Consider the following 26,465-nt stretch of genomic DNA (forward strand, 5'->3'; position numbering starts at 1 on the left):
GGCTGGGTTCAATCTCCTGACGGGAAACATTGTCAGCGGTGAGGACACCGATGATTTTCTGACAGCCCAACAAGCGTTGATCGACCGGTTTCGTCAGGAATGGTTGCATGAACGCGCGCCGCGTGTCGCGCTTGGCCGGGTGATCCTGCCCACCGATAGTGCAAGTCCTGATGCGCGCCGCCGTTATACCGAATTTGCTGCCGAGCGCGATAAGCGAACGGGTTTCGCCCATGGTCCGCGCCGTACGTTGTTCCTGCCCGACATTGTGGGTACGACAGAAGAAATTTTGGAAACACTCGCAGCCGATCCTGTCCTGCCGCTGGTGTCTGAATTTCGGCTGGAGCTGCCATACGAATTTCACGCGGAGGACTATGCGCAGATCCTCACAGACTTTGCGCGACTTCTTCATGCTTCGGGCGCGAGGAAGCCAGAGCTCAGCGTCGTTCGGGCGGGTTAGCCACCCATTTCTACATTTAGATCGAAATACGCTCATGGCGAAGTCCAGAGTGGCATGTTTCTAATTTTCTATAAATTTAGTAGAATATAGAATGTGCATTCTCGGCCTATCGGTCGATTGCTGCTAGCATGAAGACAATGACTGTCGTCGGTGAGCCGCTTTCTAACCACGTGGTGCTGGGCTTCCGGCGCGTCGTGCTTAGAGCGCATCTCCAAAAGCGTGAAGCGGTTGACGCAAGATGCGGGTTAAAACAAAGAATGAGAGCGCCATACGATCAGGCGATCTAAGCCTTTCCGTTACAAGTATAATTCTGTCGATAATCATTTACACCCCTCATTATATGTTCAACGAAAAGATAATCAAATTTATTAAAGCAATATCTATAAAGCAAGTTTGCAAATAGAAATAAAAAAGAAATAATTTTTAATTCTATATATTATTTTAAATAGCAGTTTCTGACATTATTACGATTATATAAATAAGTTCAATCATCTTTATTTACAAGCAGGGTGATCGTATGACTTCCGAGAATAAGAAATCTTATCTATCACGGCGTGCTTTTCTGGAGGCATCCGCTCTTGGTCTTGGTGTGGCAGCCGTTGGCGGTTCCGGCGGTTTTGTACGCAAGGCATTTGCACAGAGCACATCGTCGTCTCCTAGAGTGATCAAGCTCGCCTGGGGGCAGACGGCTGTGTGCCAGTCGCCCATTTCTGTCGCATTGAAAAAGGGGCTGTTCGAGAAATATGGCCTGACTGTCGAGCCGGTCAATTTCTCCGGCCCAACCGATCAGCTGCTTCAGGCAATTGCCACAGGCAAGGCGGATGGCGGCATCGGTATGGCTCTGCGGTGGTTGAAGCCACTGGAGCAGGGGTTCGACGTATCGCTGACGGTCGGCACGCATGGCGGTTGTATGCGCCTGCTCGCTGCGCCGGATTCCGGTATCAATTCGGTCGCGGATCTGAAGGGCAAGAAGGTTGCCGTCAGCGATCAGGCAAGCCCGATCCGCAATTTCTTTGCTATTCAGGCTGCAAAACAGGGCATCAATCCAGATACGGAAATCGCGTGGCTGCAATATCCGGCCGATCTCTTTGCGGAAGCCTTGAAGAAGGGTGAAGTGCAGGCCGTGGCTGGCGATGATCCTCACGCCTTCCTCCAGCGCGAGCGTGATGGTCTCAAGGAAGTCGCGACCAATCTTGACGGTCAATACGTCAATTCCGCCTGCTGTGTGTTGGGCCTGCGCGGTAGTCTGGTCCGTGATGAGCCCGAAGTTGCTGGCGCGCTCTCGCGTGCAATCGTGGAAGCACAATCATGGACCGCGGCGCATCCCGATGAAAGCGCTGAAATCTTCGCACCGTTTGTTCCGGGCAATGTCTCGGCAACTGATGTGGCGCGTATCCTGCGCAGTCACACGCATGATCACCATTCCACCGGTGACGCCTTGCGCAAGGATGTCGCTTTGTTCGCGGACGAACTCAAGATCATCAATGTCATCCGGCCCAATACCAACACGGATGCGTTTGCCGAAAAGATCGTAGCCAATGTCATCTCCTGACACAGTCTATATCTCATCAAAGGGCGAAGCGGGGAAGACGTTACCTTCCGCGCTTCGCCGCTCGCTGTGGCCACTTGTGGCGGTGATCGCCTGGGCCATCGTCAGCGCGATTTCGATCTTCCTACCCAATGTTGTGGTAGGATTTGCCGAGCCGCTTTACGTTCGTGAAACCAATGGCCTGTTCATTGGCTGGTCGATCTTTTTGGCAATCGGCGCAGCACTGGTCGCGGTCTATCCTGCCTTTGGCAAACGGCTGATTTACTGGTCGCCGTGGCTAACGGCTCTGGCTGTTTTTTTTGGCATATGGGAATTGTTGACGGCAAAGTTTGCGTTGCTTCCAGTGCCGTTTTTCCAGCCGCCTTCATCTCTGCTCGAAGTCTATCTGGATGACTGGCCGCGTCTGCTGGACAGTCTTTATAACTCGTTCAAGCTGCTGGCTTCCGGCTTTGTGCTTGGCGCAATTGCTGGTTTTGTCACCGGTGTTTCCATCGGCTGGGTGCGAGCAATCGGTTATTGGGTCCATCCGGTGTTGCGGTTTCTGGGCCCCATTCCATCGACCGCACTATTGCCGATGGCTTTCTATTTCTTTCCGTCAGGCTTTTCCGCTGCCGTCTTTCTCATTGCACTGGCAACATGGTTCCCGCTTACGGTGCTGACATGGTCGGGCGTGGCAAGTGTCGACAAGGCATATTACGACGTCGCACGCACTTTGGGCGCCAGTCAGTTGTTTCTGATCTTACGCGTGGCTATCCCCGCAGCATTGCCGCATGTTTTTGTCGGTCTTTTCATGGGGTTGGGGGCATCGTTTTCGGTACTGGTCGCCGCGGAAATGATGGGTGTCAAATCCGGCCTCGGTTGGTATCTGCAATGGGCACAAGGCTGGGCCGCCTATAATAATCTCTATGGTGCGCTCATCATTATGGCGATTGTGTTTTCCGGGTTGATTACCCTGCTCTTTACCGTGCGCGATCATGTTCTGACCTGGCAGAAGGGGGATGTGAAATGGTGAATGCTGCCCTCAAACAAACGCCTGCCGCCTCCGTTGATGAAAGCCGTGGCTTTCATATTCAGGTTGAGAATGTAAGCCATCGCTTTGGTCTTGAAGGCAAGTTATTGCCGGTTCTCAACCACATTGAACTTGATGTGAAACCCGGTGAATTTGTAGCCATTCTGGGGCCATCTGGTTGTGGCAAGAGCACGCTCTTGCGGCTCGCTGCCGGGTTGGAGCCGCCAAGCGAAGGGCGAATTCTGGCTGATGGCGAGGAAATCCTTGGACCCAATCCGTCCCGCGTGGTGGTCTTTCAAGACCCCACACTTTATCCGTGGCGCACGGTGCGGGATAATGTTGCTTTGGGTCTTCAGACGCGTGGCGTGCTGAAAACTCAGGGACACCGCATCGATGAAGCGATTGAGCTGGTTGGACTGTCGGCTTTTGCCAATGCCTATCCGCGCCAGCTTTCGGGCGGCATGGCGCAGCGTGCGGCCTTGGCGCGTGCACTCGTCAATGATCCGAAATTGCTCATTCTGGACGAGCCATTGGGGAAACTCGACTCCTTGACGCGGCTTGCCATGCAGGCGGAGCTTCTGGATCTGTGGCAGCGCGACGGCTTCACCACATTGCTCGTCACACATGATGTCGAGGAAGCGATTTTCCTTGCTCAACGGGTCATCATCTTCGGCAACCGTCCGGCAAGCATCGAAGCCGAGCTGAAAGTCGATCTCAGTTATCCGCGTCATCGCGGCGATCCGCGACTGACGGAACTGCGCAGGCAGGCGCTTGCGCATCTTGGACTTGATGCAGACTGGTAAAATCAGGAAAGAAAATGCTCAAAAAGGCAATTTGTACAACGGCGATTTTATTGGGATCGATGACCCAACTTTACGCACATGCTCATCTCGCACAATCCGAGCCAGCTGAAGACGCCGTGCTCAATAAAACGCCTCGGGTTGTTTCCATCGAATATACCGAGGCGCTGGAACTCGGTCTTAGCAAACTTGTTCTCAAGGATGAGAAGGGGACGCCAATCAAGACCAGTAAGCCTGAGCATATTGACGGCAACACCAAGACGCTTTCGGTCACACCGCCGACCTTGAAACCCGGTACTTATACGGTTGAGTGGGGCGCTGCGTCGGTCGATACGCATCGCACCGAGGGCGCGTTCAAATTCAAAATTGCTAATTAAGGTTGCCGGGCGCAATGACTGGAATTGATATCGTCATTGCGCTTGTGCGATGCCTCAATTTCGCTGGCCTCGCAGCGCTCGCTGGCGCTCTGTTTTTTCGCATATCGCTTGTTCCGAGCACGATAAGTGAAGGCAAATTGACGGCTTTTGTGGGATTCTGGTGGCGACTTTGTGGCTATTCGGTGGCAATTAGTGCCGCTGGTCTTGTCCTATGGGTGCCGCTACAGCTCTCATTGCTGTCAGGTGCGACCAGCTTTTCCGACGCATACGCTTTTCTCCCAAAGGGACTTTTTGGAACTGCCTTTGGCATTGCTTCGTGCCTGCGCGCCTTGGCAATCGTGCTTGCCGCTTTGCTTCTGCCTTATGCAGTAAAGTCTCAAGCCATATGCATCCTGTTGTTTTTGATCGCTGTTTTGGCGCTTGGTCTCCAAATCCGCATGGGACATGCCGCAGCATCTGATGATACCTGGCTGCCATTGGCCGTTTCAGCGCATGTTATTGCCGGGGCGCTATGGTTCGGTTCGCTCCCGCCGCTTTATCTTCTTTTACGTGTTTCGCGTGGTTCGGGACTTCACGCTGCGCGTCGTTTCTCCCTGTTTGGCATTGTTTTCGTTACAGTTCTTGTTGTTGGCGCTACAATTGCCGGATGGTTTTTGGTCGGCGGTTTGCCTGGTCTGGCTGGTACGACTTACGGCAGGATCATGATCGTAAAAACCGTGCTTCTGGCTGCCATGCTGACACTTGCAGCACTTAATCGTTTCTGGTTGAGCCGCGATGGCACCAGCGGGCAGGGGCTCCGTTATGCACTGATTCTTGAGGTTACGGTCGGCTTTGCGGTGCTTCTCGCCGCATCTCTTCTAGCGACACAACCACCAGGCGTGCATGAGGATGTCATCTGGCCGTTTGCCTATCGTTTGCGCGACAATATCCTGGGCGATGCATTTCTGGTCGATGCCGCATGGCGCAGCCTCAAACCACTTCTGCTGGTGTTTCTGATCGGTATTGGCTGTCTGTTTCTGCCCAGATGGCGATGGCAAGCTATCGTTTTCGTTGCGATTTTTGGCTTTGCATTATTCCAGCCACTACGTATCGGATTGTTCGTTCAGGATGCCAATGAGGCAAGCTTTTTGCGTTCGCCTACATCCTACACAACGATTGCAATTTCCCGCGGGGCTGCGGCTTTCGATGCATATTGTTCCTCCTGTCATGGCAATGATGGGCGCGGGCGCGGTGAAAAGGCAACTGGCGATCCGGTATGGCCGCCCGATCTGACGGCACCCATGTTTGCTGATCGCAGCGACGGCGAAATGTTCTGGACGATTATGCATGGCAGGGAGCTGGAAAACGGTCGGCAATCCATGCCCGGTTTTGAAGCGGTGCTGGATGCGAAAACTGCGTGGTCCCTTGTGGACTATATCCGCACGATTGCTTCTGCCCGGACAATCAATCTGCCTGCGCCTGATGGTGCGGTTTATCCGACTTCCAGCCCGTGGGTTGCTGTCTATTGCAATGAAAAGCGTCATGAAGTCGGTCGGCAATCCGATAGTTTCTGGCTGCTTGAACTTCAGAACGAACATCTCAAAGCCTTTGCTGTCGATCGCAACGGCTCCGCAACACAATGCGATGTTTCCGACCAGACTGCGGCTGTGGCCATGCAGCTTCTGACGCCGACTTCCGATGGGGCAAGCTTTCTCGTAGATCAGAATGGCTGGATACGGTTTCGATGGTCAGGGTATGAAAAGATGGAGCCTTCGGTCCTTAAGACCGCTATCGGGAAAGCCCAAGCGAATCCGGTCAATCTATCGAATAGGGGGCATCATTCATCATGATCCGAACAGCGTCGACACGTGAATATAGATGCCAACTGGTCGCATTCAATGGATTGCCAAACTATGCACCAGGTGAACTAAGCGAATAATTTCCTTAATAAAATTCAGCGGCTGCTGAAAATTACACGTTGAATATTGATGCCGGTTGGCAAAAGGGAGCAGATTATGGGTAAAATACGCAATGGCTTTTCAGAGCTTGTCGGCAATACGCCTCTGGTTTCTTTCTCACGCCTGCAGAAGAGCAATGACGTTTCTGCGCGGCTTCTCGCAAAGATCGAATATCTCAATCCCGCTGGAAGTATCAAAGACCGTACGGCGTGGGGGATTATTCGCGATGCAGAGCGCGCCGGTAAAATCAAGCCGGGTGATCTCTTGGTGGATCTGACGAGCGGAAATACCGGCATCGGTATCGCGGCCGTTGCTGCTGCGAACGGCTATCGGACCAAGTTTTATCTGCGTGATACGATCAGCGAAGACAAGATCAACATTCTGCGACAATTCGGGTCTGAAATCGTACTAATCGACAATGACGAATTGCTCGAACCAGGCGCGCTGCAAAAGGTGCTTGATCGTATTCGCGGCGAAAATCCGGGTGCTTATTACACGGGCCAGCGGTCAAATCCCGCCAATCCGGCAATCCATTTTGAAACGACAGGTCCGGAAATCTGGCGCGACACGGATGGTGAAGTCGATATTCTGGTCAGCACCGTGGGCACTGGCGGGACCATTTCAGGCGCGGGAAAATACCTCAAGCAAAAGAAGCCATCCCTTCGTGTCATTCTGGTGGAGCCCACGGCTGACTCTGTACCGTCCGTCGAAAATCCGAGAGCCGAAACCATCGAAGGCGTTCATAAAGTCACCGATATCGATGAGACCATTCTGCCTGAGAACTACGACAAGGCTATCGTCGATGAAATTGTCGCCGTGACAACGCAGCAGGCTCGTCGTGCTGCACTGTCAGTGGCACGGGAAGAGGGCTTTCTGGTGGGGACATCTTCCGGGGCGGCGATTGCTGCGGCCCTTCAAATTGCAGAGCGTCAGGAAAACGCTGGAAAGACCATCGTTGCCGTGCTGCCGGATAGCGGAGAACGCTATTTGTCGTTATTTCAAGAATTGGTCATAGCGGAGTAGCGGGGTCAGGTCGTTCATAGCTATGCCGCCGTCCGAGATGGAATAAACGCACATATTGCGCGTTCGCGGCCAGTTCGAGCGTTGCTTATCATCTGTTTCTGACTTGCCCCTTCTACCCTGAGACGGATGGAACAACGCGAGCCTTAAAGGTCGGGGCGGATTTTCCTGTCATCTTATTCATCAGGGGCTGAATTTTTACAGAGTCGCGGTCAATTAGCTTGGAGTGCCTCGTTTGGGACCCTTGAGATCGACTAGAATGATGTTTAACCCCGTTATTCATAAACGCTATTGATAGGAGATGTGATTATGATGCAAGCTCAGTCAAACTATCAGCATTCTTCCTCATCAGCTCATTGCGAAAATGCAAAGGAACAAGGGACAATCGCGTCATTACTGGCCGCTGTTGAAATGGCTAAACAGACAGCAAATGAAAGCCTGCGCCGCGCTCAGTCCGCACCTCTGCCGCATATTGCCGATAATACAACGTTCATCGCATTGTTCGAGCGCCATCTGTCTGATCGCGAAACCCTCTTTTCCAGAATCCGCCAGCTCGACGATGCAAAGGCATTATTCAAGGCTTGAGCAGACTGCCAATTCACTCCATGATTGATGTGGTTGAGCGAAGATTGGTAAACAGGCAGAAGCGTAGTGGCTGACTTTGTATCCAGAATGACGCTGACAGAGGAGTTGGTTTCACTGAGTATTCGGCCAGAAGTGGATCGCGGCCCGGAACCGAACAGGACTCCAATGTCCGATGAGGATGTGCAAGCACTTTCTGAAAAGCTCTATCTTGAAAGCGGCTCCGATCCATTATGGGTGTTTGCTTATGGTTCGCTCATATGGAAGCCAGATTTTGATGCTGTAGATTGGCGTTACGGTGGCGTGAAGGGATGGCACCGCTCATTCTGCCTAAGACTTACCCGTTGGCGTGGTACTCGAAGCCAGCCCGGCCTTATGTTGGCGCTGCGACGCGGCGGAAGTTGCAATGGTATCGTGTTTCGCTTGTCTGAAGTTGAAAGGCTTGCACAGATTCAACGCTTGATCCGCCGCGAAATCAGCTCGATAAGCGACGCTTCCACTATCCGCTGGGTATCTGCCGATACACCGGACGGGCCTGTGCGTGCTTTAACTTTCTGGGCTGGCCCCCGTGGAGACCGCGTTTTGAATGGTCTGCCGCTGGAATCGGTAGCAAGCACTCTCGCAAGAGCCTGCGGACATATTGGCTCCTGCGCGGAATATCTTTATTTGACCGTCAAACATCTGGAAGAAAAAGGCATTCACGACCGCAATCTGTGGAAGCTTCAGGAGCTCGTGGCAGCTGAAATTGCGGCGCTCTACGAGGTCAACGCCAATATATTCGCATAGATGGTCCCCTCCGAGGCGAGCGTTGAATTCAACGTGAGAACAGCTGAGATAATTGATATGGATGGACGAGCGCCGAAGCCTTCGGCTTGCCGCCGGCTATCCTGGAGAGCTAATGCCAGCGCTGCAACACGGGCCGTTCCCGGCTCCCACTGCGATACGCGACTTGAGGGCAGACCTCATTAACCGTACTTGGATCGAGATATTTTTACCTTAGGTCTGATTTTTAGATCCGGTTGATCCGCCGGTATCTGCGCCTGACTACAATTAGCGTAACACATGCCGTGCGCGAAGCGTCCAAAACATTCCTTATACCCCCAGCTGTCAATCCCGCTCCTGCGCCGACAGCTACAACAACGCCCTCGCCGAAACGATCAACGATCCAGATAGGGCCGAGGTCATCCATCGGCGTGGGCCTCGGAGGAACTCCGAAGTGGTGGAATTCGCTACCCTCCAGCGGGTCGATTGGTTCAACAACCCCGCCTGCCGGAGCCAATCGGAAACATTCCGACAGCCGAAGTGGAGGAGAAGTATAACGCTAGGCTGGACGAACCAGCCATGGCCGAATAACTTAAACGAAATGGCCTCCGGTAAACCCCGTGCGGTTCAGATTCTTACGCAGAAACGATTAGAAGTTCATAGAGATAGGAGCTTCAAAGTGACGTTGAACTTTGAGCCATTCAGGTGGGCTCTCCGATATTGCGGATGGCCATTGGTGTTCTTTTCCGGGCTGGTTGGTGCCAAGTTCGCCTTCGACAGCGATTACCCTATGGCATTGTTCACCATTGTCTACGCCATTGCTGTCGCCACGCTGTTTATCATGGAACGCATCATTCCATATGAGGATCGCTGGCTCGAGGCAGATGGCGAAGCCTTCAACGACATCGCCCATACGTTGTTGACCAAGGGGCTCGTTCAAGTCGCAGCACTTTCCGCGGCGCTGTTCCCCATGATAGCCGCGAGCTTCCTGCAGCCGTTGGCCGGACTTCAGTTCAGTTTTTGGCCATCGACATTGCCTTTCGTACTCCAGGTGACGCTGGCGGTTATCATTGCAGAGTTCGGCCTGTATTGGTCGCATCGCATTGCGCACGAACGTTTATTCTTCTGGCGTTTCCACGCATTGCATCATTCTGTGACCCGGCTTTGGGTGGTCAATACCGGACGGTTTCATGTCATGGACTCCCTGTTCAAGATAGCGCTGAGCCAAGCTCCGCTTTATTTCTTGGGTGCACCGCTGCATATTTTCTGGTGGCTGGGCGCCGTCACTGCCTTTGCAGGCATTCTTACCCATTGCAATGTCGACATGCGAACGGGGATATTTGACTATGTGTTTAGTACGCCCCGGCTCCATCGCTGGCATCATTCAAAGGATATTCGTGAAGGAAATACAAATTACGGCGAGAACATCGTCTTGTTCGACCTGATTTTCCGGACCTATCTCAATCCGGATCGATCCTCATCTACAGACATCGGCATCAAGGGGCAGGTCGCAAAGGGTTTTCTTGCACAATTGGCCCAACCTTTCTCGAAGGACGGTGTTCGTCAAATCCTTGGCTTGCCTTCCAAAAACTGATGGCGTCGCATTACCAAGCCGGGTGGGGAAGCATCACTTCGATCAGCCCCGCCAGGTCAGGAAGCGCTTCTCGATCTGCCCGATGATGAAATTGACGATCAGCCCCATCGCCGACAGGATCGTCACCCCTGCAAACAGCTTTTCAAGATCGTAGAGCGATCCCGCTTCAAGAATATAGGAACCGACGCCGAACTGGGCGCCGAGCATTTCAGCCGCGACCAGAAGAATAATGGCGATGGAGATTGACACCCGCAATCCCGACAGGATCGCCGGAAAGGCACCAGGCAGGATGATCTTGCGCACGATGGACCACCATCCGAGACCGAAGCTCTGACCCATGCGCACAAGCGAACGATCCACATTATCGACCGCGCCATAAGTGGCGACGACGGTGGGTGTAAAGGTGCCGAAGGCAATGAGCATATATTTCGACATTTCGTCGATGCCAAACCAGATTACGAAGAGTGGCAGAAGCGCAATCTTAGGGATCGGGAAGAGGGCTGCGATGAGCGGCACCAGACCGGCGCGTACATAGCTGAACAAGCCGATCATTACGCCGAGACTGACACCGACCGCGATACCAAGGCTGGCGCCGATAACAAGCCGCCGCAGCGATGGCAGTAGATGCTGCCACAACAAGCCGGTCTGCCACAGCTGGACGAAGGTTTCGAGCACAGCAGACGGGCGCGGCAATGTCAGGTTGGAAATGAAGCCGCTGCGGGTTCCGATTTCCGCGAGAGCCAGCAGCGCTACGAACAGGATCAAGGCCATATGGCGCACCGGCTGGGGTGCGAAGCCACCACCCCGGAAGGGCACCGGGCGAACATCCTGGCCGGGCTGCTTCATCTCTGAGATATCAACCATTGATCAACTCCTGGTCCGCCGCCTGCGCTTCCGCCCGCATCAGCTCCCAAAGCTGTTTCTGCTTATCTTCAAGAACGGGATCGCCAAGATGACGCTCGGAAAGGGGGATATTGATATCGACAATTTCCCTGATACGGCCCGGCCTTCGCGAAAGCACTACCACCCGATGACCGAGCCGCACTGCCTCGTTGAGATTGTGCGTAACATAGACGGATGTGAATGGCTGGCGTGTCCACAGCGCAATCAGATCGTCCATCAGCAGTTCCCTTGTCTGGCTATCGAGCGCTGACAGAGGTTCGTCCATCAGCATGACAGCGGGACGCACCGACAAGGCGCGCGCAATCGCCACACGCTGACGCATACCGCCCGACAATTGCTTCGGTAGAGCCTGCCGGAAATCTAAAAGCCGGGTGCGTTCCAGTACATTGGTGACGATCCGGTTCATCTCTGTCTGGCCGAGGCCATGGCCCTCCAGCACAAGCTTGATGTTTCCCTCCACGGTGCGCCACGGCAGCAGCGCAAAATGCTGGAAAACATAGGTGAGAGGATTGAGCGAGTCTTTCGGCGGAGAACCGATCTGCAGCACCTCGCCTGAAGATGGCCGTTCAAGGCCGCCCAGAAAACGCAGGAGCGTGGATTTTCCGCAACCCGAAGGACCGATCAGGCAGACAATCTGCCCTTGTGGGATGGTGAGCGAGATATCTTTCAGAACTTCGACCGTACCATAAGCATGGCAGACGTTCTTAAGCTGCAAATCCATTTCAACTCCAGTCGGAAGTCCATCTTCCGACAATGACAACTCGGTTTGAGATGATTGTCCAAAGGGTTAGATACCCGGAAAACCGCCCCGGATACTGAATGTTCGAACTTGGTCAGTTCCAGCCAGTGTTAGATCGTCTTGACGTAGGATGTGTCGAACAGCTTTTCCTGCGTGACAGCTTCCTTGACCATGCCTTCAGATCGAAACCAATCGAGCTGTTCGACGCAACTGCCGAGTGACAGAGCCAACCCCTTGTTGATGCGCATCGCGCCATCAATCAGGTTTTGCTTGGCCGTCTCGAATGGGCTGTCGCTTTCGACATATTTGTGCACGATCTTTGCAATGTCGTCGCGCGCCGTGTCGTCTGCGGTATTTTCCACAAAGGCTGCATTATAATCATCGATTGCCCTGGAATAGGCTTTGACAAAAGCTTCCGTCATGGCGCGCTCGTCACGCGCATTCTTGGTAGACGTAAATGCCGTTGTGACCTGATAATCCGGCGCGTAATCGGAAACGAGGCCGATTTGCTTTGCAGCGCCTTCGCGGATGAGCTTTTTGGCGATATTGGGCTGGATCGCCCAGGAATCGATCTGACCGGTCGACAGAGCGCCAACAACAGCGCCGAGTTTCTGCAATGGGCGGAGCTGGATTTCAGAAAGCGGGATATTGTTGGCCTTGGCGATCTTGTGCGCCATGAAATGAAATGACGATCCCGCCATGGTGATGCCGAAGCTGTGTCCTGCCAGCTTAGACGGATCAGTCAGCCCACCTTCATAGGCCTTGTTGGAGGCCAGAATGACATTGCCGACAATGCCTTTTTCTTCTGCGAGCGCGCCGCCGATCACCTTGATCGCGCCTTTGTCGGCCAAACTGATCAGACCGCCGCTCATTGCGGTCACACCGAAATCGGCATCGCCTGATGCGATGGCGACAGCCATAGGCTGAGCGGCTTCGAAGAACTTCAACTCGATATCGAGACCAGCCTCTTTGAAATAGCCACGCTCATGCGCGATATAGCTTGGCGCATGGCTTGCCAGATGGAGCACAGCCAGGTTTCGCGTCGCAGCGCGGGCAGGGGAGCCGAAAGCCGTACTGATGCCAATTGCACCAAGTCCCATCAATGTTTGACGGCGTGTCAGCGTGAAATCCATTCTGGCTCTCCTCCGATGCGGGTGTCGGCCCGGCGCAATAGATTTCCTCTGATGCCTGGCAAACAAAATTTCATTACGTCTCTGCCATGGAAAAATATGGAAGATTGCTTCCGCATAAAGCCATGGGGCGGGATTTTCAATAAGATTAACGACTAATTTCCTTCTCAACATTCGATGTACCGGCATCGATTTTACAGAGAAAGGGGGCTAGTCGTGCCAGTATGGGACCGGCTGCTGTTTCGGGCAGCAGATGACCGCCCGCTAGTCCTTCCCCCTCAATATCGCTTGCCCAATCCGCCCAGATACTGAGTGGTTCACGCCCGCCGCCATAGCGTCGGCCCTCTTCCCAGAAGATCAGAACCGGCACATGAATCCGCCGTCCTGTCGCCCGATCCGCAAGATCGTCGGTTTCGTCTAAGCCAGCGCCGGCACGGTAATCCTCGCATATCCAATGCCTGACTTCGGCGCTGTCAAAGGCTTCCCGATAGTCTGCAAGTGCAAGCGGATGCAATTTGTCGAGACCAAGCGCCATCTTCTGCAAGGTCGTATCGATCATGAAGCGTGGATTGCCGGACAAGAGCATTTCCGGCAGCGGCTCTGGCTGGGCCAGCATGAACCAGTGCCAGGCGCCCATACCGAAGGCCTTGCTGGCGCCTTCCCACATTTCCGGTGTCGGTACGACCGTAACGGAGACGAGCCCAAGCACCTTGTCTGGATGATCCAGCGCCATACGATAAGCGACCCGGCCACCGCGATCGTGCCCGATCACCACAAACCGGTCGTGGCCAAGCGCTTGCATCAGCTCCACGAGACTTGCGGCCATACGTCGCTTGGATCCTGCGCCAGCGCGATTGGAAGTGATGCGACTGCGTCCATAGCCTGGTAAATCGGGCACAATGACAGCACAGGATTGCGCGAGTTCCGGCGCGATCCGATGCCAGGCTGCCATGGTTTCTGGATAACCATGCAACAGCAGAACAGGCATGCCTTTACCGCCCGCCATGACGGCGAACCGAACATCGTTCGTTTCCACATAGTGCATTTCGAAACCAGGAAAGAGTTGCTCGATTGCTGCTTTCATCACTACCGTCTTGAACTTGTCTGAAGCGAATTCAGCCGAACATATAGACGCTTTATCAAGTTTCGGACAATCGGCCCTGTCGTGATTACACAATGGAAACCAACGTCTGGAAGGTTATCTGCAGGCGCGACCCTGCGTCGCGATTCAGGCCGCAGGGGCGAAATGAGGTACGTAAATCAAAAAATGCTTGCTATTCATTTTTCTTCACGTATCAATTGTTCCTGAGGATAGGGCGGTATGGCTTTTGCATATTGTCCCGATGGGGTGATCTTGGCGCAAAACGCCTGTGGGAGGATCAGCCATTCAAGAATAAGCAGCTCCAAAGTGGGCTGTTTTGTCGTGCCGAACTCCGGGGGCGGAATACGTTCGGGGGCGCGGTTTGGTATCAACCGGTTAGCAGCCGGTGTTGTTTGGAGGAGATTAGCATGAAACGTCGTAATTTTCTGACCGGCGCGCTGGTTGCCGCAGCTTTGGGCATCGGCGCCATGGCGGCCACGCCGGTCTATGCTTCACCGGAAAATCCGGTCATCGGCTTTTCTATTGACGATCTTCGCGTTGAGCGCTGGGCGCGTGATCGCGACTATTTCATTGAGGCGGCGGAAAAGCTGGGCGCCAAGGTCAATGTGCAGTCGGCTGACGGTAACGAAGAAAAGCAGGTCAAGCAGGTTGAAAACCTGATTGCACAGGGCGTTGACGCCATTGTCATCGTGCCGATGAACTCAAAGGTTTTTGATGCGGTCGTCGCCGATGCCAAGGCATCCGGTATCAAGGTTTTGTCCTATGACCGCCTGATCCTCAATGCCGATATCGATGCCTACATCTCGTTCGACAATGAGCGCGTCGGCTTCATGCAGGCGGAAGCAGTCCTGAAGGCCAAGCCGGAAGGCAATTATTATCTCCTCGGCGGCTCGCCAACGGACAACAACGCCAAGCTTCTCCGTGCCGGCCAGGAAAAGGCTCTCAAGGAGGCCGTCGATTCCGGCAAAGTGAAGATCATTGGTTCGCAGTGGGTTAAGGAATGGAGCCCGACTGAAGCGCTCTCCATCATGGAAAACGCTCTGACGGCCGCGCAGAACAAGATTGATGCGGTTGTTGCTTCAAACGACGGCACCGCCGGTGGCGCCATCCAGGCGCTTGCCGCGCAGGGGCTGGCCGGGAAGACTGCTGTTTCCGGACAGGACAGCGACCTTGCTGCCGTCAAGCGCCTGATCGACGGGACGCAGACCGTAACCGTCTATAAGCCGCTGAAACTCATTGCTTCGGAAGCTGCCAAGCTTACCGTGCAGATGGTGAAGGGTAAAAAGCCTGAGTTCAATTCCAAGCTCGATAATGGCGGCAAGCAGGTCGATACGCTTCTACTGACGCCGACTGCCGTGACCAAGGATAATATCGACATTTACGTCCAGGACGGCTTCTATACCAAGGAGCAGATCTCCGGGAAGTAAGTTCTCCTGATGGGCTCACCGGGACTAGTCCCGGCGAATAGCCCGAGAGAATAGTGGGGCCGGAAGTCTGAAAATCACAGTTCAGCTTCTGGCCTCGCCAACGTGTCGATGCTGGCTATGACAGCGTTGTCTGAATCAATTCCGCCATGAAAGATGGCGTGGCCGTTTTCGGACGGCTTATTCTGCTGCAATGTTGCAAGGTCGAATGCGATGTCCGAATATCTTCTAGAGATGCGCAATATCGGTAAGGACTTCAACGGCGTGAAAGCGCTCGACGGTATTTACCTGAAGGTGCGCGCGGGCGAGTGTGTCGGCCTTTGCGGTGAGAACGGCGCGGGTAAATCGACGCTGATGAAAGTGCTTTCAGGCGTTTACCCTTATGGAACCTGGACAGGCGAGATTTTCTGGGAAGGTCAGGAGCTGAAAGCCGCAGGTATTCGCGATACGGAAGCAGCGGGTATCGTTATCATCCATCAGGAACTGATGATGGTGCCGCATCTGTCGGTTGCCGAGAACATCTTTCTGGGGTCAGAGCCCACGAGCGGGGGCTTTATCGATTATGACCAGATGAATGCGCGCGCGACGGAACTTCTGGCGCGTCTCAAGATTCACGACATCAATGTCGCGCTTCCGGTCTATCATTATCCAGGCGGCAAGCAGCAACTGATCGAGATCGCAAAGGCGATCAACAAGAACGCGAAACTGCTCATTCTCGACGAGCCGACATCGGCATTGACCGCATCCGAAACGCGCGTTCTTCTCGATCTGATCAAGGACTTCAAGGCGCAAGGCATGGCCTGCGTCTACATTTCCCACAAGCTGGATGAAGTGGCCGAAATTTCCGACACGGTGACGGTCATCCGCGACGGGACACATATCGCCACCAGGCCGATGGCGGAACTCACCACGCCAGCCATCATCACCATGATGGTGGGGCGCGAGATGAAAAACCTGTTTCCGCGCGAGCCGCACGATATTGGCGACGTTGTTTTCGAGGCGCGGAATGTCAGTTGCTGGGATGTGACAAACCCGAATCGCAAGGTCGTTGACAGTGTTTCGTTTGCACTTCGGCGCGGAGAAATTCTTGGCATCGCCGGGCTGGTGGGTGCGGGGCGGACGGAACTGGTGTCCAGCCTGTTCGGCGTCTGGCCCGGAGCGCATGAGGGGCAGGTCTTTCTTGAAGGCAGGGAGCTGAAAATCCGCACGCCCCGCGATGCGGTTCGACAGGGTATCTGCATGGTGCCAGAAGACCGAAAGAAGGATGGCATCCTGCCCATTATGCCGGTGGGCTATAATATGACGGTCTCGGTGCTGGATCGGTTTTCCTTGCGTGGATTGCTGGACAAGGAAGCGGAACTGGCCACGATCCAGCGCGAAATCCTGCGTCTGAAAGTAAAAACCGCTGATCCGATGCTGGAAATTGCTTCCTTGTCCGGGGGTAACCAGCAAAAGGCCGTATTGTCAAAAATGATGCTGCCAGATCCCAAAGTACTCATTCTCGACGAACCGACGAGGGGCGTCGATGTTGGCGCGAAATATGAAATCTACAAACTGATCTTCGCGCTCGCGAAACAGGGGGTTGCAGTGCTTATGGTCTCTTCCGAAATGCCGGAGGTTCTCGGCATTAGCGATCGTGTTCTGGTGATCGGCGAGGGTAGACTGCGCGGCGATTTCCTTAATGAAAATCTAACTCAGGAGCAGGTGCTTGCTGCCGCAATAGGCAAGCCCATTAGCAATGCTGCCTGATCTTCTAGTAACGGTGTGTTTTCACGCTTTTCTGAACGCAAATCGTTTCACCCCTTTTCTGGAAATACTCAAGTTTGACCGGTGCATGATATGACATTGACGGGCAAAAGCCTTCGAAAATTTCTGGCGGAATACAAGATCGTAGCCCTTTTGATCGTGGTTGCGCTCATCTGGGCGTTGTTTGCGGTCCTAACCTACGATCCCGAGATGGGGCGTTCGCAGTTTCTGACAGCGCGCAACTTTTCCAATCTCCTGCGCCAGATGGCCATCACGGGAATGCTCGCATCCGCGATGGTGTTCGTCATCGTTGCCGGTGAAATTGATCTTTCGGTTGGCGCGTTATTAGGGCTTTTGGGCGGCATCGCCGCCGTTCTCGACGTGATTTACGGCTGGCCGCTATGGGCGACGATCAGCACGGTTCTTGTATTAGGTGTGGCGCTTGGCGCTTTCAACGGATGGCTGACCGCCTATCTTGGCATACCCTCCTTCATCGTCACACTGGGCGGGCAGCTCGTCTTTCGCGGCATTGTGCTCGGGATCATGGGCGGTGTCACAATCGCGCCGATTTCGCCAGAATTCAAATATATCGGGCAGGGTTACCTGCCGGGATGGCTTGGCAATCTCTGCGCCGTTGCGCTGTTCGGCGTGCTTATTCTTATGACGTTGCGCACGCGGGCCAGCAAGCGCAAGCATAACCTCCAGACACTTTCGTCTGGTATGGAAATTGCGCGGCTTCTCGGCATTGGTATCCTGATATTAGGCTTCATCCTGATCCTCAACAGCTATCAGGGCGTGCCGGTTCCGGTCCTGATCCTGCTGGTGATCCTTGGCGTCTTCACCGTTATCGCAAAACAAACTGTGTTCGGCCGCCACATCTATGCGGTTGGCTCCAATACCGAAGCAACCCGCTTTTCAGGCGTCAACGTCAATTTCGTCAAGATGGCGGTATTCGCCTTGATGGGATTGATGGCGGCGGTGGCGGGGCTGACGACAACCTCGCGCCTCGCCGCAGGCACACCATCGGCGGGCTTGGGCGGCGAGCTTGACGCCATTGCATCATGCTTCATCGGTGGCACCTCCATGCGCGGGGGTGTGGGTTCTGTACTCGGTGCGTTGGTCGGCGCGCTCATCATGTCGAGTCTCGACAACGGCATGTCCATGCTCGGCGTCGATACCTTCTGGCAGCAGATCATCAAGGGCAGCATTCTTGTTCTGGCTGTCTATCTCGATATCGTATCTTCCGGTACGCGGCGCGGATGAATATCCTTCGATATATTCGTTGTTTGGACCCAGTACGTGATTGTTGGGTTTGAAGATTTCGATTTTTCTTTCGCTGGGATGCGGGCGTGCCTCAAAAGGCGGTTTGAAGCGCAATGCTTTGAGTTGCCCTCATTGGAGTTGGTTGATGAAATCTTCTATTCTGTCGCAAGCTCGCGCAACCTGTTCGAGGGAAGCCGCATAGGAAATACGGAAATTCGGACCGAAGCCGAATGCGCCGCCATGTACAACAGCGACTTTGGAATGTGACAGGAGTTCCAGTGCAAAATCCTGGTCGCTTTCAATGAGTTTTCCTGACGGCGCTCGTTTTCCGATGAGCTCTTCGCACGACGGATAAGCATAGAATGCGCCCTGCGGCATTGTGCACTCGATGCCGGACATCTGTTTCAACCGTTCAATCAAAAAATTTCGGCGGTCTTGGAACGCGGCGCGACTTTCTGCAATGTAATCTTGCGGGCCTTCGAGCGCGGCAACCGCAGCCCATTGGGCAACGGAACAGGCCCCGGATGTGGTTTGTGTTTGCAGCTTTACCATCGCGTCAATCAGTTGACGGGGTCCTCCACCATAACCGATGCGCCACCCCGTCATAGCATAGGATTTGGACACGCCGTTCATGGTCAGAGTGCGGTCACGCAAAGCGGGTTCGACTTGCACAAAAGTTACAAATTCCACATCGTCATAGCGCAGATGCTCATACATATCATCCGTGAGGATCATGACCTGCGGATGCCGCAAGAGGACATCGCATAGCGCTGCCATTTCGGGACGACTATAGACCACACCTGTGGGATTGCATGGATTGTTGAAAATGATCCAGCGCGTTTTGTCGGTGATAGCCGCATCAAGCGCTTCCGGCGTCAGTTTATAGTCCGTGTTGGCACCTGTCGGCACGAGAACCGGCTTGGCGCCGCAAAACTCAGTCAGCTGGGCATAGGAAACCCAGCCTGGCACCGGGATGATGACCTCATCACCGGGATTGAGTGTTGCCATGAGTGCGTTTGCGATTACCTGTTTGCCGCCGGTGCAGACAATCGTTTCCTCAGGCCAATAATCGAGCTGGTTCTCGCGTTTGAATTTGGCGGCGATGGCCTGACGCAGTTCCGGAATGCCCGCGACCGGAGGGTAGCGGGTTTCGCCGCGCTGCATGGCGGCAAAGGCCGCTTCCCGAATGTGGAGCGGGGTATCAAAGTCCGGTTGTCCCGCAGAAAGAGCGATAACATCCTCGCCGCGCGCCTTCATGTCCCGCGCGAGCTGGGTCATGGCGATTGTTGCGGATGTGCCCACGCGCTGAAGAGCAGCTGATTGCTGGAAAGTCATGTTCAGTTCCGTTCATTTGATGGGCTGTAGGTCAACGGGCTTCGATTTTCAGGCGGTTTTCAAGCCAGGCTCCGGCCATCGCCACTAGACATAGAAGCAGGATCAGAATGATCGCCACGGTCGTATAGGCTTCGAGTGGCCGGAACTCCTGATCTGCCACCAGCTTGCCCGCATAAAGAAGTTCGGCGTAGGAGATGGAGGAGGCAACGGTCGTCAGTTTGATTAACTCGATGACCTGGGTTGTCAGCGGCGGCAGCACGCGGCGCACGGCCTGTGGGACGATCACTTGGTTCAAGGTGCTTGCATAGCCAAGACCGATGGCTTTTGCGGCCTCCCATTGTCCCTTTTCGACGCCTTGCAAGCCTGCCCGGAAGATTTCCGTAAAATAGGCGCCACCATAGAGGCTGAGCGCGATATAGGCGGCGAGAAACGGCTTTGCCTGCATACCTGTGAGGATTGGAAGCGCATAGAATAGCCAGAACAGCTGGACGATAAACGGGATGTTGCGAAAGAAGTTCACGAATATCGTGGCTGGGGCCCGTGCAATGCGCGATGACGATGTGCGCATGAGACACATCAGCAGACCGATCCCCATCGCGGTCAAGACTGACACGATGGATAGTAGCAGCGTGCCGCCCAGCCCTTCATAGAGAATATGGCGATACGTGATGATCGAGGAAAAGTCCCAAGTGTAGTTCATCGTGCATTACCTTCCTGCTGCGAGCCGCTTTTCGAGCAGTTTCGACAAGCTGGTGATGCCGAAAATGAGAATGAAGAAAAGAAGGGCGATTGCTGTGAAGGTCTCCAGCGGACGATAGGTCTGGGTCGCAATTTCGTTCGCCATATAGACGGTTTCTCCATAGGCAATGACACCGGCAAGCGTCGTGCCTTTTACGAGTTCGGCAAAGCGGATCAGAAAAACCGGGATCATCTGCCGGACCGCCTGGGGCAGAATAACGAAGCGTAGCGTGTCAACCTTGCCAAGGCCGATTGCACTTGCAGCCTCCCACTGTCCCTTGCGCACGGCCTGCATTCCCCCCCGAAATACCTCGGCCATATAGGCCGAAGATTGCAGCCCGATGGCGAGAACCGCTGCTTCAAAGGCGGTCATCTCCACGTTCATTAGAACTGGGAAGGCGAAATAGAACCAGACGATCAACACCAGCGCGGGGGCCGCGCGAAAGAAGTTGACATAGGCAAGTCCCGCCAGCCGCAATGTGCGACGATGTGATAGCCGCATCAAGGCCAGTACAAGGCCGAAAGGCAGTGCAATGGCAAGACAGGTCGCCGTCAGCAATGCGGTATTGGCAAAGCCGTCGAGAAACATGCCCCAGTTGCGCAAGACAGCGGAGAAGTCCCAAGTGTAATTCATGGCGGAATCCGTTTGTATTTTGTGGTCGAGACCGACCTCGGCTTGACTGCCTTTCGCTATGGAGAGAGGGAGGCAATCAGGCCCGATATGAGACGCGATGAGTTCGCGTCTCATGTATTTGTGCGGGATCGTAACGGCTATTTGGCTCGGTGGATTCCGCTCGATTATCGTATGAGGTCTTCCTTGCGGGTCGATGCCGCCGTCTTGGGATCTAGTCCACGGAAGGCGAGGAAGTCCTGGTATAGCTGCTGGGTGCGGCCTGTATCGTAGGAGAATGTTACCGCAACCTGCAGGAAATCGCGCCAGCGCTTGTCGGTTTCCTGACGGACGCCTGCACTGGAAGGCCGCGCTTCAACAGGGGTTGGAACAAGGGTTTTGCCGCTTTTCAGACGCAGACGGGTGACGTCGGCCATCGGCCCAGTCGATGCCGAACCATCAACGCGTCCGGACTGAAACGCCGCAATCGATTCATTCGATTGTTGGAACGTGGCCAGCGTTGCATTGGGCGCATTCTTTTTAATGACATCCACAAAGGTGGTGCCGGAAGGCGCTGCAAGGCGATATTTGGGGTCGTTCAGTTCGGCCCAGGTGGACGGCGCGAAATCATTCTTGACCAGCAGCGCGACCGGATACCACATCACAGGGCCTGCAAAGTCGATAGACAGGGCGCGTTGGGGTGTCGGATCGAGTTGGAACATGAAGTCATACTGGTTCGCCTGCAGGCCGGCGACTGCATTACCCCATGTGGTGTCCACGATCTGCAACTTGACGCCGAGCGCGTCGGCAACATCCTTGGCGATTGATACGGCGACGCCACGATAGACGGTTCCGCCGGACTCCACGCCGCCTGGCTCATTGCTTCCGGTGAGATCCTTGAAGCACCATGGCTCGGACTGTGCACAGCCCAGTCTCACGGTCTTGGTAGACTGGATAAGTTCCCAGGTTGAAGTATTTTGTGCCCAGGCGGACGTGGCAGCCACAGTGAAGGCGGTTGCCATTGCGAGTTTGCGAATAAACGAAAAAGACATCCTTGTTCCCCTTTTTTCGTTGGTTATGGTGGAGGTGTCGTCAGCTTATTGCTGAAGCACCTCAAATATTTTTTGCGCGGTAAATGGCATATGCAGGTTCGATGTGTCGTAGCCTTGCAGAGCATCCATTACCGCGTTGGCGATTGTCGGTGGCGCGGCAATCGTTCCGGCTTCGCCGCATCCCTTCACCCCCAGTGGATTGGACAGGCACGGGATTTCAACGAAATCCAGTTCGAAGTCGAGAAAGTCGTCCGCTTTCGGATAACAGTAATCCATCAGCGAGCCGGTGAGGATCTGACCCGATTCCGGGTCGTAGACGACTTCCTCCAGCAAAGCCTGCCCGATGCCCTGCGCGAGCCCGCCATGGAATTGTCCTTCGACCAAACGACGGTCGAGAATACGACCGACATCATTCACGCTGGTGTAGCGCTTTAGATCGACTGCGCCGGTCTCCATATCGATTTCGAGATGGCAGATATGACATCCATTTGGGAAGGTTGGATTGTCGGGCGTGAAATGGGCGCTCAGGCTCATACCTGCTTCCAGCCCTTCCGGCAGAGCGCGGGGGTTGAAGGCGAGTTTCACAACGTCGAGCAAGGGCATTGTCTCATTGGTGCCGCGCTTTCGAAAAAGACCTTCGGCAAAATCGATGTTCTCAAGGTCCGATTTCATGGCAAAGGCGGCGATGCGTCTTGTGCGCTCCAGCACCTTGTCGGCCGCGAGGTGAACGGCGTTGCCGCCAACCGCCAGTGCCCGTGATCCGCCGGTTCCTCGCCCGAACGCCACCTGATCGGTATCCCCCTGAACGACGCGAATTGCGTCTCGCTCGATGCCGAGCCTGTTGGCAACCACTTGCGCATAGGCGGTTTCGTGACCCTGACCATTGGTCTGCGAGCCAACGTAAAGAATAGCGGAACCGGTCGGGTCGAAACGGATTTCGGCAAATTCATCCAGACCCCGCCCACAGCGGTCGATAAAATAGGCCATACCGATCCCGGCCAGTTTGCCGCGGGCGCGCGCTTCTGCTTTGATTTTCTCACGGTCACGATAAGCCGATTTCGCAATAGCTCTCTCGATCAGCGCGGCAAAGTCGCCGTCGTCGTAAAGCTGGCCCGTGATGGTGCAAAAAGGCATTTTTGCGCGTGCGATGAGGTTCTTTCGGCGCAGCTCAGCCGGGTCCACTCCCAGACATTCCGCAGCCTTCTGGACCAGGCGCTCGACAGCGTAGATTACCTCCGGTCTGCCCGCACCGCGAAGAGAATCGATGGGCACGGTATTTGTGAATATGCCGCGCACCCGAACGAAAACGGCCTCAATGTCGTAGATCGCGGGATGCAGGCCGTCACCCGCAACTGTCGCGATATTGGGGCCGTGCTGGGCGGGGTAGGCGCCGGCATCGGCCAATCCGTCGAAGCGCATGGCGAGAAAGCGCCCATCACTGTCGAGCGCGAGTTCCGCTGTGCAGCGCTGGCCGCGTCCCTGCGTGTCGCTTTGCAGGGATTCAATGCGCTCACTTACCCATTTGACGGGGCGTCCGATGATGCGAGCAGCGTGCAGGGCCAGCACATATTCCCCATAGGAAAAGATTTTTGGGCCAAAACCACCCCCGACATCGGGCGTGATGACACGCATCTGGTTTTCTGGAATGTGGAGCGCATGCTGGCAGATGACGCGTCGGATCGAGTGTCCGCCCTGCGAGGACACATAGAGCGTGAAACGGTCGTCGCGAGCATCATAATCACCGATTGCGCCGCGTGGTTCCAGCGACAATCCGGCGATGCGGTTATTCTCAACATTTATAGAGACGACATGCGCCGCAGACTGAAAAAGCGCTTCCGTCTTGTCGCGGTCTCCTGAGTGCCAGTCGAAGCAGATATTATCCTTGGCCTCGTCCCAAATATGCGCTTCGGCAGCAACAGCGGCGTCGGCACCCACAACGACCGGAAGGTCTTCATACTCGACGAGAATATACTCGAGCGCTTCCCGTGCCGCTTCGATGGTTTCCGCGATAACAGCCACCACCGGCTCGCCAGCATAGCGCACGGTATCTTGGGCAAGAATAGGTCTTTCGGGCAGAAAGGATCGAAACTGGGAGCGACTTTTGATGTCGGCGAGACAAGGTAGGCCGGTGATCCCAGCCGCTGTGAGGTCATCAGCGGTGATGATCGCCAGGAGGCCTTCAACCGCATCGGCACCGCTGGTATCGATTGAGGCGATGCGCGCATGGGCATAGGGCGAGCGCAGGACGGCCATCGCAGCCATTCCCGGCAATGTCACATCGTCGAGATAACGACCGGCGCCCAAGAGAAACCGACGATCTTCCAGTCTATGCGCGCTTTGTGCGATACCTTGCATGATCGGACCTCCTCCCGTCTTGCCCTGTTACTCTGCTGCAACCGGTTCGGGGATGCGGAAGAGAGAATGGCTGGCGAGAAATTCTTTCATGCGGTCGGTCTTGGGATTCACAAGCACCTCCTGCGGAGCGCCCTTCTCGTGAACGCGCCCCTCGTGAAGGAACACAACGCAATGCGCAACATTATAGGCAAATCCCAGCTCGTGCGTGACGATAATCATGGTCGTCCCGTCCTCTGCGAGCTGTCGCATCGAATTGAGAACTTCTCCCACGAGTTCCGGGTCGAGCGCCGAGGTGGGTTCGTCAAAAAGCACCACGGAAGGCTGCATGGCGATGGCGCGGGCAATGGCCACGCGCTGCTGTTGCCCGCCGGAAAGCGATAGCGGATGCATCCGTGCCTTGTCGGCCAGACCAACACGGTCGAGGCATTCAAGCGCCCGCTTGCGCGCAGCTTCCTGGTTCATTTTCCGCACGCGCGTTAGTCCCAGCATAACATTGCCTTCAACGGTCAGATGCGGGAACAGGTTGAATTGCTGGAAAACCATGCCAACTTGCGAGCGGACTTCCTTCAGTTCAGATGCGCTGTAAATCGTCTTATCTTGAGATTTGCGTCCAATCGTCTTGCCATTATGAATGATCGTGCCTTCATCCGGCGTTTCGAGAAAATTGGCACAGCGCAGCAATGTGGATTTGCCTGACCCCGAAGATCCGAGCAAAACAACGGTTTCACCTTTCTTGACGGTGAGGTCGATGCCCTTGAGTACTTCGACGGAGCCGAAACTTTTGCGCAAGCCTTCTATTTTCAGAACGTCCACGACACTTCTCCAGAATATGTTGCGATGAGGTTGCGGCAAAGTTTCGTTGCTGTCAATCAAAATTCGCACCATTGTGCGAAAATGTAATTTGGGTTATCAGGATAAGATCGACGATGCGGGGTTAACCCGTTGGCAAACCAACGAACTACAGTCTTGACTTGTGAGAGTGCTGATAAGATGTGGATAAAGCGGACAAGACTGGCATCGCCATTGGACCAGAACGCAAGGACCGGGAAGATGGCAAATTGCGGAAAGCAGGGGTGATCAAGTATGGCCAAGACAGTCAAGGCAAAAAAGCCGAAGGAAACACGTGTCAGTAACGGCGCACCTTCCATGATGGGGGGAATCAAACGGGCGGATTTCGTTTCCGCGCTGGCGCGCGGGCTGGACGTGTTGAAGCTTTTTTCCGAGACCCGTCCGAAACTTTCTACAAGCGATGTTGCGACTTTGACCGATCTCAGTCGGGCTGCGGCGCGCCGGTTTCTGCTCACATTGACCGAGCTTGGCTATTTGCAGAACGAGGGCGATATGTTCGAGCCCCGTCCGAAAATTCTCGAACTGGGTTATACATATCTTTCGACCTGGCGATTTCCTGAGCTGGTTCGCCCCTATCTTCAAGACGTCGTGGATACCCTGCACGAAAATTGTTCCTTCGCCGTTCTCGACAGTAGCGATGTAGTCTATCTGGCCCGTGCCGAAGCGCGCCGCATCGTGCAGAGCATAACCGTTTCGGTCGGCACACGAATTCCCGCTGGCGTCTCGTCGCTCGGACGTGTGCTGCTCGCCTACCAGACGCCGGAAAAGATCAATGCGTTTCTGGAGCATCATCCCCTGAAGGCTTCCACGTCCATGACCATCACCGATCCGGTGCTTTTCCGTGAAAAGCTTGCCTCGATCAGGGAGCAGGGGTGGACGCTAATCAATGGCGAATTCGAGGAGCAACTGCTTTCAATAGCAGTTCCAATTCTGATGCCGGACGGAACGCCTGTTGGCGCCATTAATGTCGGCGCGCCATCGTCCCGCGCGAGCGTGGAGCAGATGGAAACAGAGTATCTGCCGGTTCTCAAGCAGGCAGCCAGCAATATTGCGAAGGCTTTTGCATCGAGCGGGCGGGACGTTTCAAAGATCCAGACGGTTCGCCTGACCGGCGAAATTCCCTGAGCGTGAA

23 protein-coding genes and 2 pseudogenes are annotated in these 26,465 nt (G+C 54.8%); 15 read left to right on the forward strand and 10 right to left on the reverse strand.

Going from position 1 to position 26,465, the window contains the following annotated elements; genetic code table 11:
• From JAU75_RS13735 to JAU75_RS13785, 11 genes and pseudogenes are all read left to right on the forward strand, one after another.
• Positions 1 to 457 (forward strand): annotated as a pseudogene (locus JAU75_RS13735) (LLM class flavin-dependent oxidoreductase); the annotation flags it as partial.
• Between the two features lie 517 nt (positions 458 to 974).
• Positions 975 to 2,009, forward strand: coding sequence for an ABC transporter substrate-binding protein (locus tag JAU75_RS13740; RefSeq protein WP_210339309.1), 1,035 nt, complete (start codon positions 975 to 977; stop codon positions 2,007 to 2,009).
• Complete coding sequence (locus JAU75_RS13745) at positions 1,996 to 3,018, forward strand: ABC transporter permease subunit (RefSeq protein ID WP_199057077.1); 1,023 nt, start codon at positions 1,996 to 1,998, stop codon at positions 3,016 to 3,018. Before JAU75_RS13740 ends, JAU75_RS13745 begins: the two co-directional genes overlap by 14 nt.
• On the forward strand, positions 3,012 to 3,818 hold the full coding sequence (locus JAU75_RS13750) for an ABC transporter ATP-binding protein (RefSeq protein ID WP_199057078.1): 807 nt from the start codon (positions 3,012 to 3,014) through the stop codon (positions 3,816 to 3,818). The genes JAU75_RS13745 and JAU75_RS13750 overlap by 7 nt, the downstream gene beginning before the upstream one ends.
• 14 nt (positions 3,819 to 3,832) lie before the next feature.
• Positions 3,833 to 4,192, forward strand: coding sequence for a copper resistance protein CopC (locus JAU75_RS13755; RefSeq protein ID WP_199057079.1), 360 nt, complete (start codon positions 3,833 to 3,835; stop codon positions 4,190 to 4,192).
• Between the two features lie 14 nt (positions 4,193 to 4,206).
• Positions 4,207 to 6,021: a CopD family protein gene (locus tag JAU75_RS13760; protein WP_199057080.1), complete on the forward strand. Its 1,815-nt coding sequence runs from the start codon at positions 4,207 to 4,209 to the stop codon at positions 6,019 to 6,021.
• Positions 6,022 to 6,186: 165 nt separating this feature from the next.
• Positions 6,187 to 7,152 carry a cysteine synthase family protein gene (locus JAU75_RS13765; protein ID WP_199057081.1) on the forward strand — a complete coding sequence of 322 codons (966 nt, stop codon included), beginning with the start codon at positions 6,187 to 6,189 and terminating at the stop codon, positions 7,150 to 7,152.
• Between the two features lie 306 nt (positions 7,153 to 7,458).
• Positions 7,459 to 7,734, forward strand: a complete 276-nt coding sequence (locus JAU75_RS13770) for a hypothetical protein (protein WP_199057082.1) — start codon at positions 7,459 to 7,461, stop codon at positions 7,732 to 7,734.
• A gap of 87 nt (positions 7,735 to 7,821) precedes the next feature.
• Entirely contained in the window at positions 7,822 to 8,517 is a 696-nt protein-coding gene (locus JAU75_RS13775; protein WP_199057270.1) for a gamma-glutamylcyclotransferase, read from the forward strand.
• Between the two features lie 331 nt (positions 8,518 to 8,848).
• Positions 8,849 to 9,084 (forward strand): annotated as a pseudogene (locus tag JAU75_RS13780) (IS3 family transposase); the annotation flags it as partial.
• A gap of 142 nt (positions 9,085 to 9,226) precedes the next feature.
• Positions 9,227 to 10,087, forward strand: a complete 861-nt coding sequence (locus JAU75_RS13785; protein WP_247880497.1) for a sterol desaturase family protein — start codon at positions 9,227 to 9,229, stop codon at positions 10,085 to 10,087.
• 42 nt (positions 10,088 to 10,129) lie between these two features.
• On the opposite strand, the gene JAU75_RS13790 is transcribed toward JAU75_RS13785, so the two are convergent.
• The 4 genes from JAU75_RS13790 to JAU75_RS13805 form a co-directional block, all read right to left on the reverse strand.
• Positions 10,130 to 10,951: an ABC transporter permease gene (locus JAU75_RS13790; protein ID WP_199057084.1), complete on the reverse strand. Its 822-nt coding sequence runs from the start codon at positions 10,949 to 10,951 to the stop codon at positions 10,130 to 10,132.
• A complete protein-coding gene (locus JAU75_RS13795; RefSeq protein ID WP_199057085.1) occupies positions 10,944 to 11,711 on the reverse strand; it encodes an ABC transporter ATP-binding protein in 768 nt (255 codons plus the stop codon). The genes JAU75_RS13790 and JAU75_RS13795 overlap by 8 nt, the downstream gene beginning before the upstream one ends.
• A gap of 128 nt (positions 11,712 to 11,839) precedes the next feature.
• Complete coding sequence (locus JAU75_RS13800; protein WP_199057086.1) at positions 11,840 to 12,862, reverse strand: ABC transporter substrate-binding protein; 1,023 nt, start codon at positions 12,860 to 12,862, stop codon at positions 11,840 to 11,842.
• 145 nt (positions 12,863 to 13,007) lie between these two features.
• Positions 13,008 to 13,943, reverse strand: coding sequence for an alpha/beta fold hydrolase (locus JAU75_RS13805; RefSeq protein ID WP_199057087.1), 936 nt, complete (start codon positions 13,941 to 13,943; stop codon positions 13,008 to 13,010).
• 425 nt (positions 13,944 to 14,368) lie between these two features.
• On the opposite strand from JAU75_RS13805, the gene xylF reads away from it, so the two are divergent.
• The 3 genes from xylF to JAU75_RS13820 all read left to right on the forward strand — a co-directional run bounded on the left by xylF (position 14,369) and on the right by JAU75_RS13820 (position 18,394).
• Positions 14,369 to 15,388, forward strand: coding sequence for a D-xylose ABC transporter substrate-binding protein (gene xylF, locus JAU75_RS13810; protein ID WP_199057088.1), 1,020 nt, complete (start codon positions 14,369 to 14,371; stop codon positions 15,386 to 15,388).
• Positions 15,389 to 15,598: 210 nt separating this feature from the next.
• Positions 15,599 to 17,134 (forward strand): xylose ABC transporter ATP-binding protein, encoded by a 1,536-nt coding sequence (locus JAU75_RS13815; RefSeq protein WP_199057089.1) that lies wholly within the window; start codon positions 15,599 to 15,601, stop codon positions 17,132 to 17,134.
• Between the two features lie 90 nt (positions 17,135 to 17,224).
• Entirely contained in the window at positions 17,225 to 18,394 is a 1,170-nt protein-coding gene (locus tag JAU75_RS13820; RefSeq protein WP_199057090.1) for a sugar ABC transporter permease, read from the forward strand.
• A 129-nt stretch (positions 18,395 to 18,523) separates the two neighbouring features.
• Here JAU75_RS13820 and JAU75_RS13825 read toward each other — a convergent pair whose 3' ends face one another.
• The 6 genes from JAU75_RS13825 to JAU75_RS13850 all read right to left on the reverse strand — a co-directional run bounded on the left by JAU75_RS13825 (position 18,524) and on the right by JAU75_RS13850 (position 25,297).
• On the reverse strand, positions 18,524 to 19,729 hold the full coding sequence (locus JAU75_RS13825; protein ID WP_199057091.1) for a pyridoxal phosphate-dependent aminotransferase: 1,206 nt from the start codon (positions 19,727 to 19,729) through the stop codon (positions 18,524 to 18,526).
• A 31-nt stretch (positions 19,730 to 19,760) separates the two neighbouring features.
• Complete coding sequence (locus JAU75_RS13830; protein WP_199057092.1) at positions 19,761 to 20,429, reverse strand: amino acid ABC transporter permease; 669 nt, start codon at positions 20,427 to 20,429, stop codon at positions 19,761 to 19,763.
• 6 nt (positions 20,430 to 20,435) lie between these two features.
• A complete protein-coding gene (locus JAU75_RS13835; protein ID WP_199057093.1) occupies positions 20,436 to 21,101 on the reverse strand; it encodes an amino acid ABC transporter permease in 666 nt (221 codons plus the stop codon).
• Positions 21,102 to 21,265: 164 nt separating this feature from the next.
• Complete coding sequence (locus tag JAU75_RS13840; protein ID WP_199057094.1) at positions 21,266 to 22,129, reverse strand: transporter substrate-binding domain-containing protein; 864 nt, start codon at positions 22,127 to 22,129, stop codon at positions 21,266 to 21,268.
• Between the two features lie 45 nt (positions 22,130 to 22,174).
• Positions 22,175 to 24,484 carry a xanthine dehydrogenase family protein molybdopterin-binding subunit gene (locus tag JAU75_RS13845; RefSeq protein WP_199057095.1) on the reverse strand — a complete coding sequence of 770 codons (2,310 nt, stop codon included), beginning with the start codon at positions 24,482 to 24,484 and terminating at the stop codon, positions 22,175 to 22,177.
• Between the two features lie 27 nt (positions 24,485 to 24,511).
• Complete coding sequence (locus JAU75_RS13850) at positions 24,512 to 25,297, reverse strand: amino acid ABC transporter ATP-binding protein (RefSeq protein WP_371836176.1); 786 nt, start codon at positions 25,295 to 25,297, stop codon at positions 24,512 to 24,514.
• 270 nt (positions 25,298 to 25,567) lie between these two features.
• On the opposite strand from JAU75_RS13850, the gene JAU75_RS13855 reads away from it, so the two are divergent.
• Positions 25,568 to 26,458, forward strand: a complete 891-nt coding sequence (locus JAU75_RS13855) for an IclR family transcriptional regulator C-terminal domain-containing protein (RefSeq protein ID WP_199057097.1) — start codon at positions 25,568 to 25,570, stop codon at positions 26,456 to 26,458.
• Positions 26,459 to 26,465 lie beyond the last annotated feature (7 nt).

The organism is Ochrobactrum sp. Q0168, from assembly GCF_016427605.1.
In the GTDB taxonomy this organism is placed as follows: Bacteria; Pseudomonadota; Alphaproteobacteria; order Rhizobiales; family Rhizobiaceae; genus Brucella.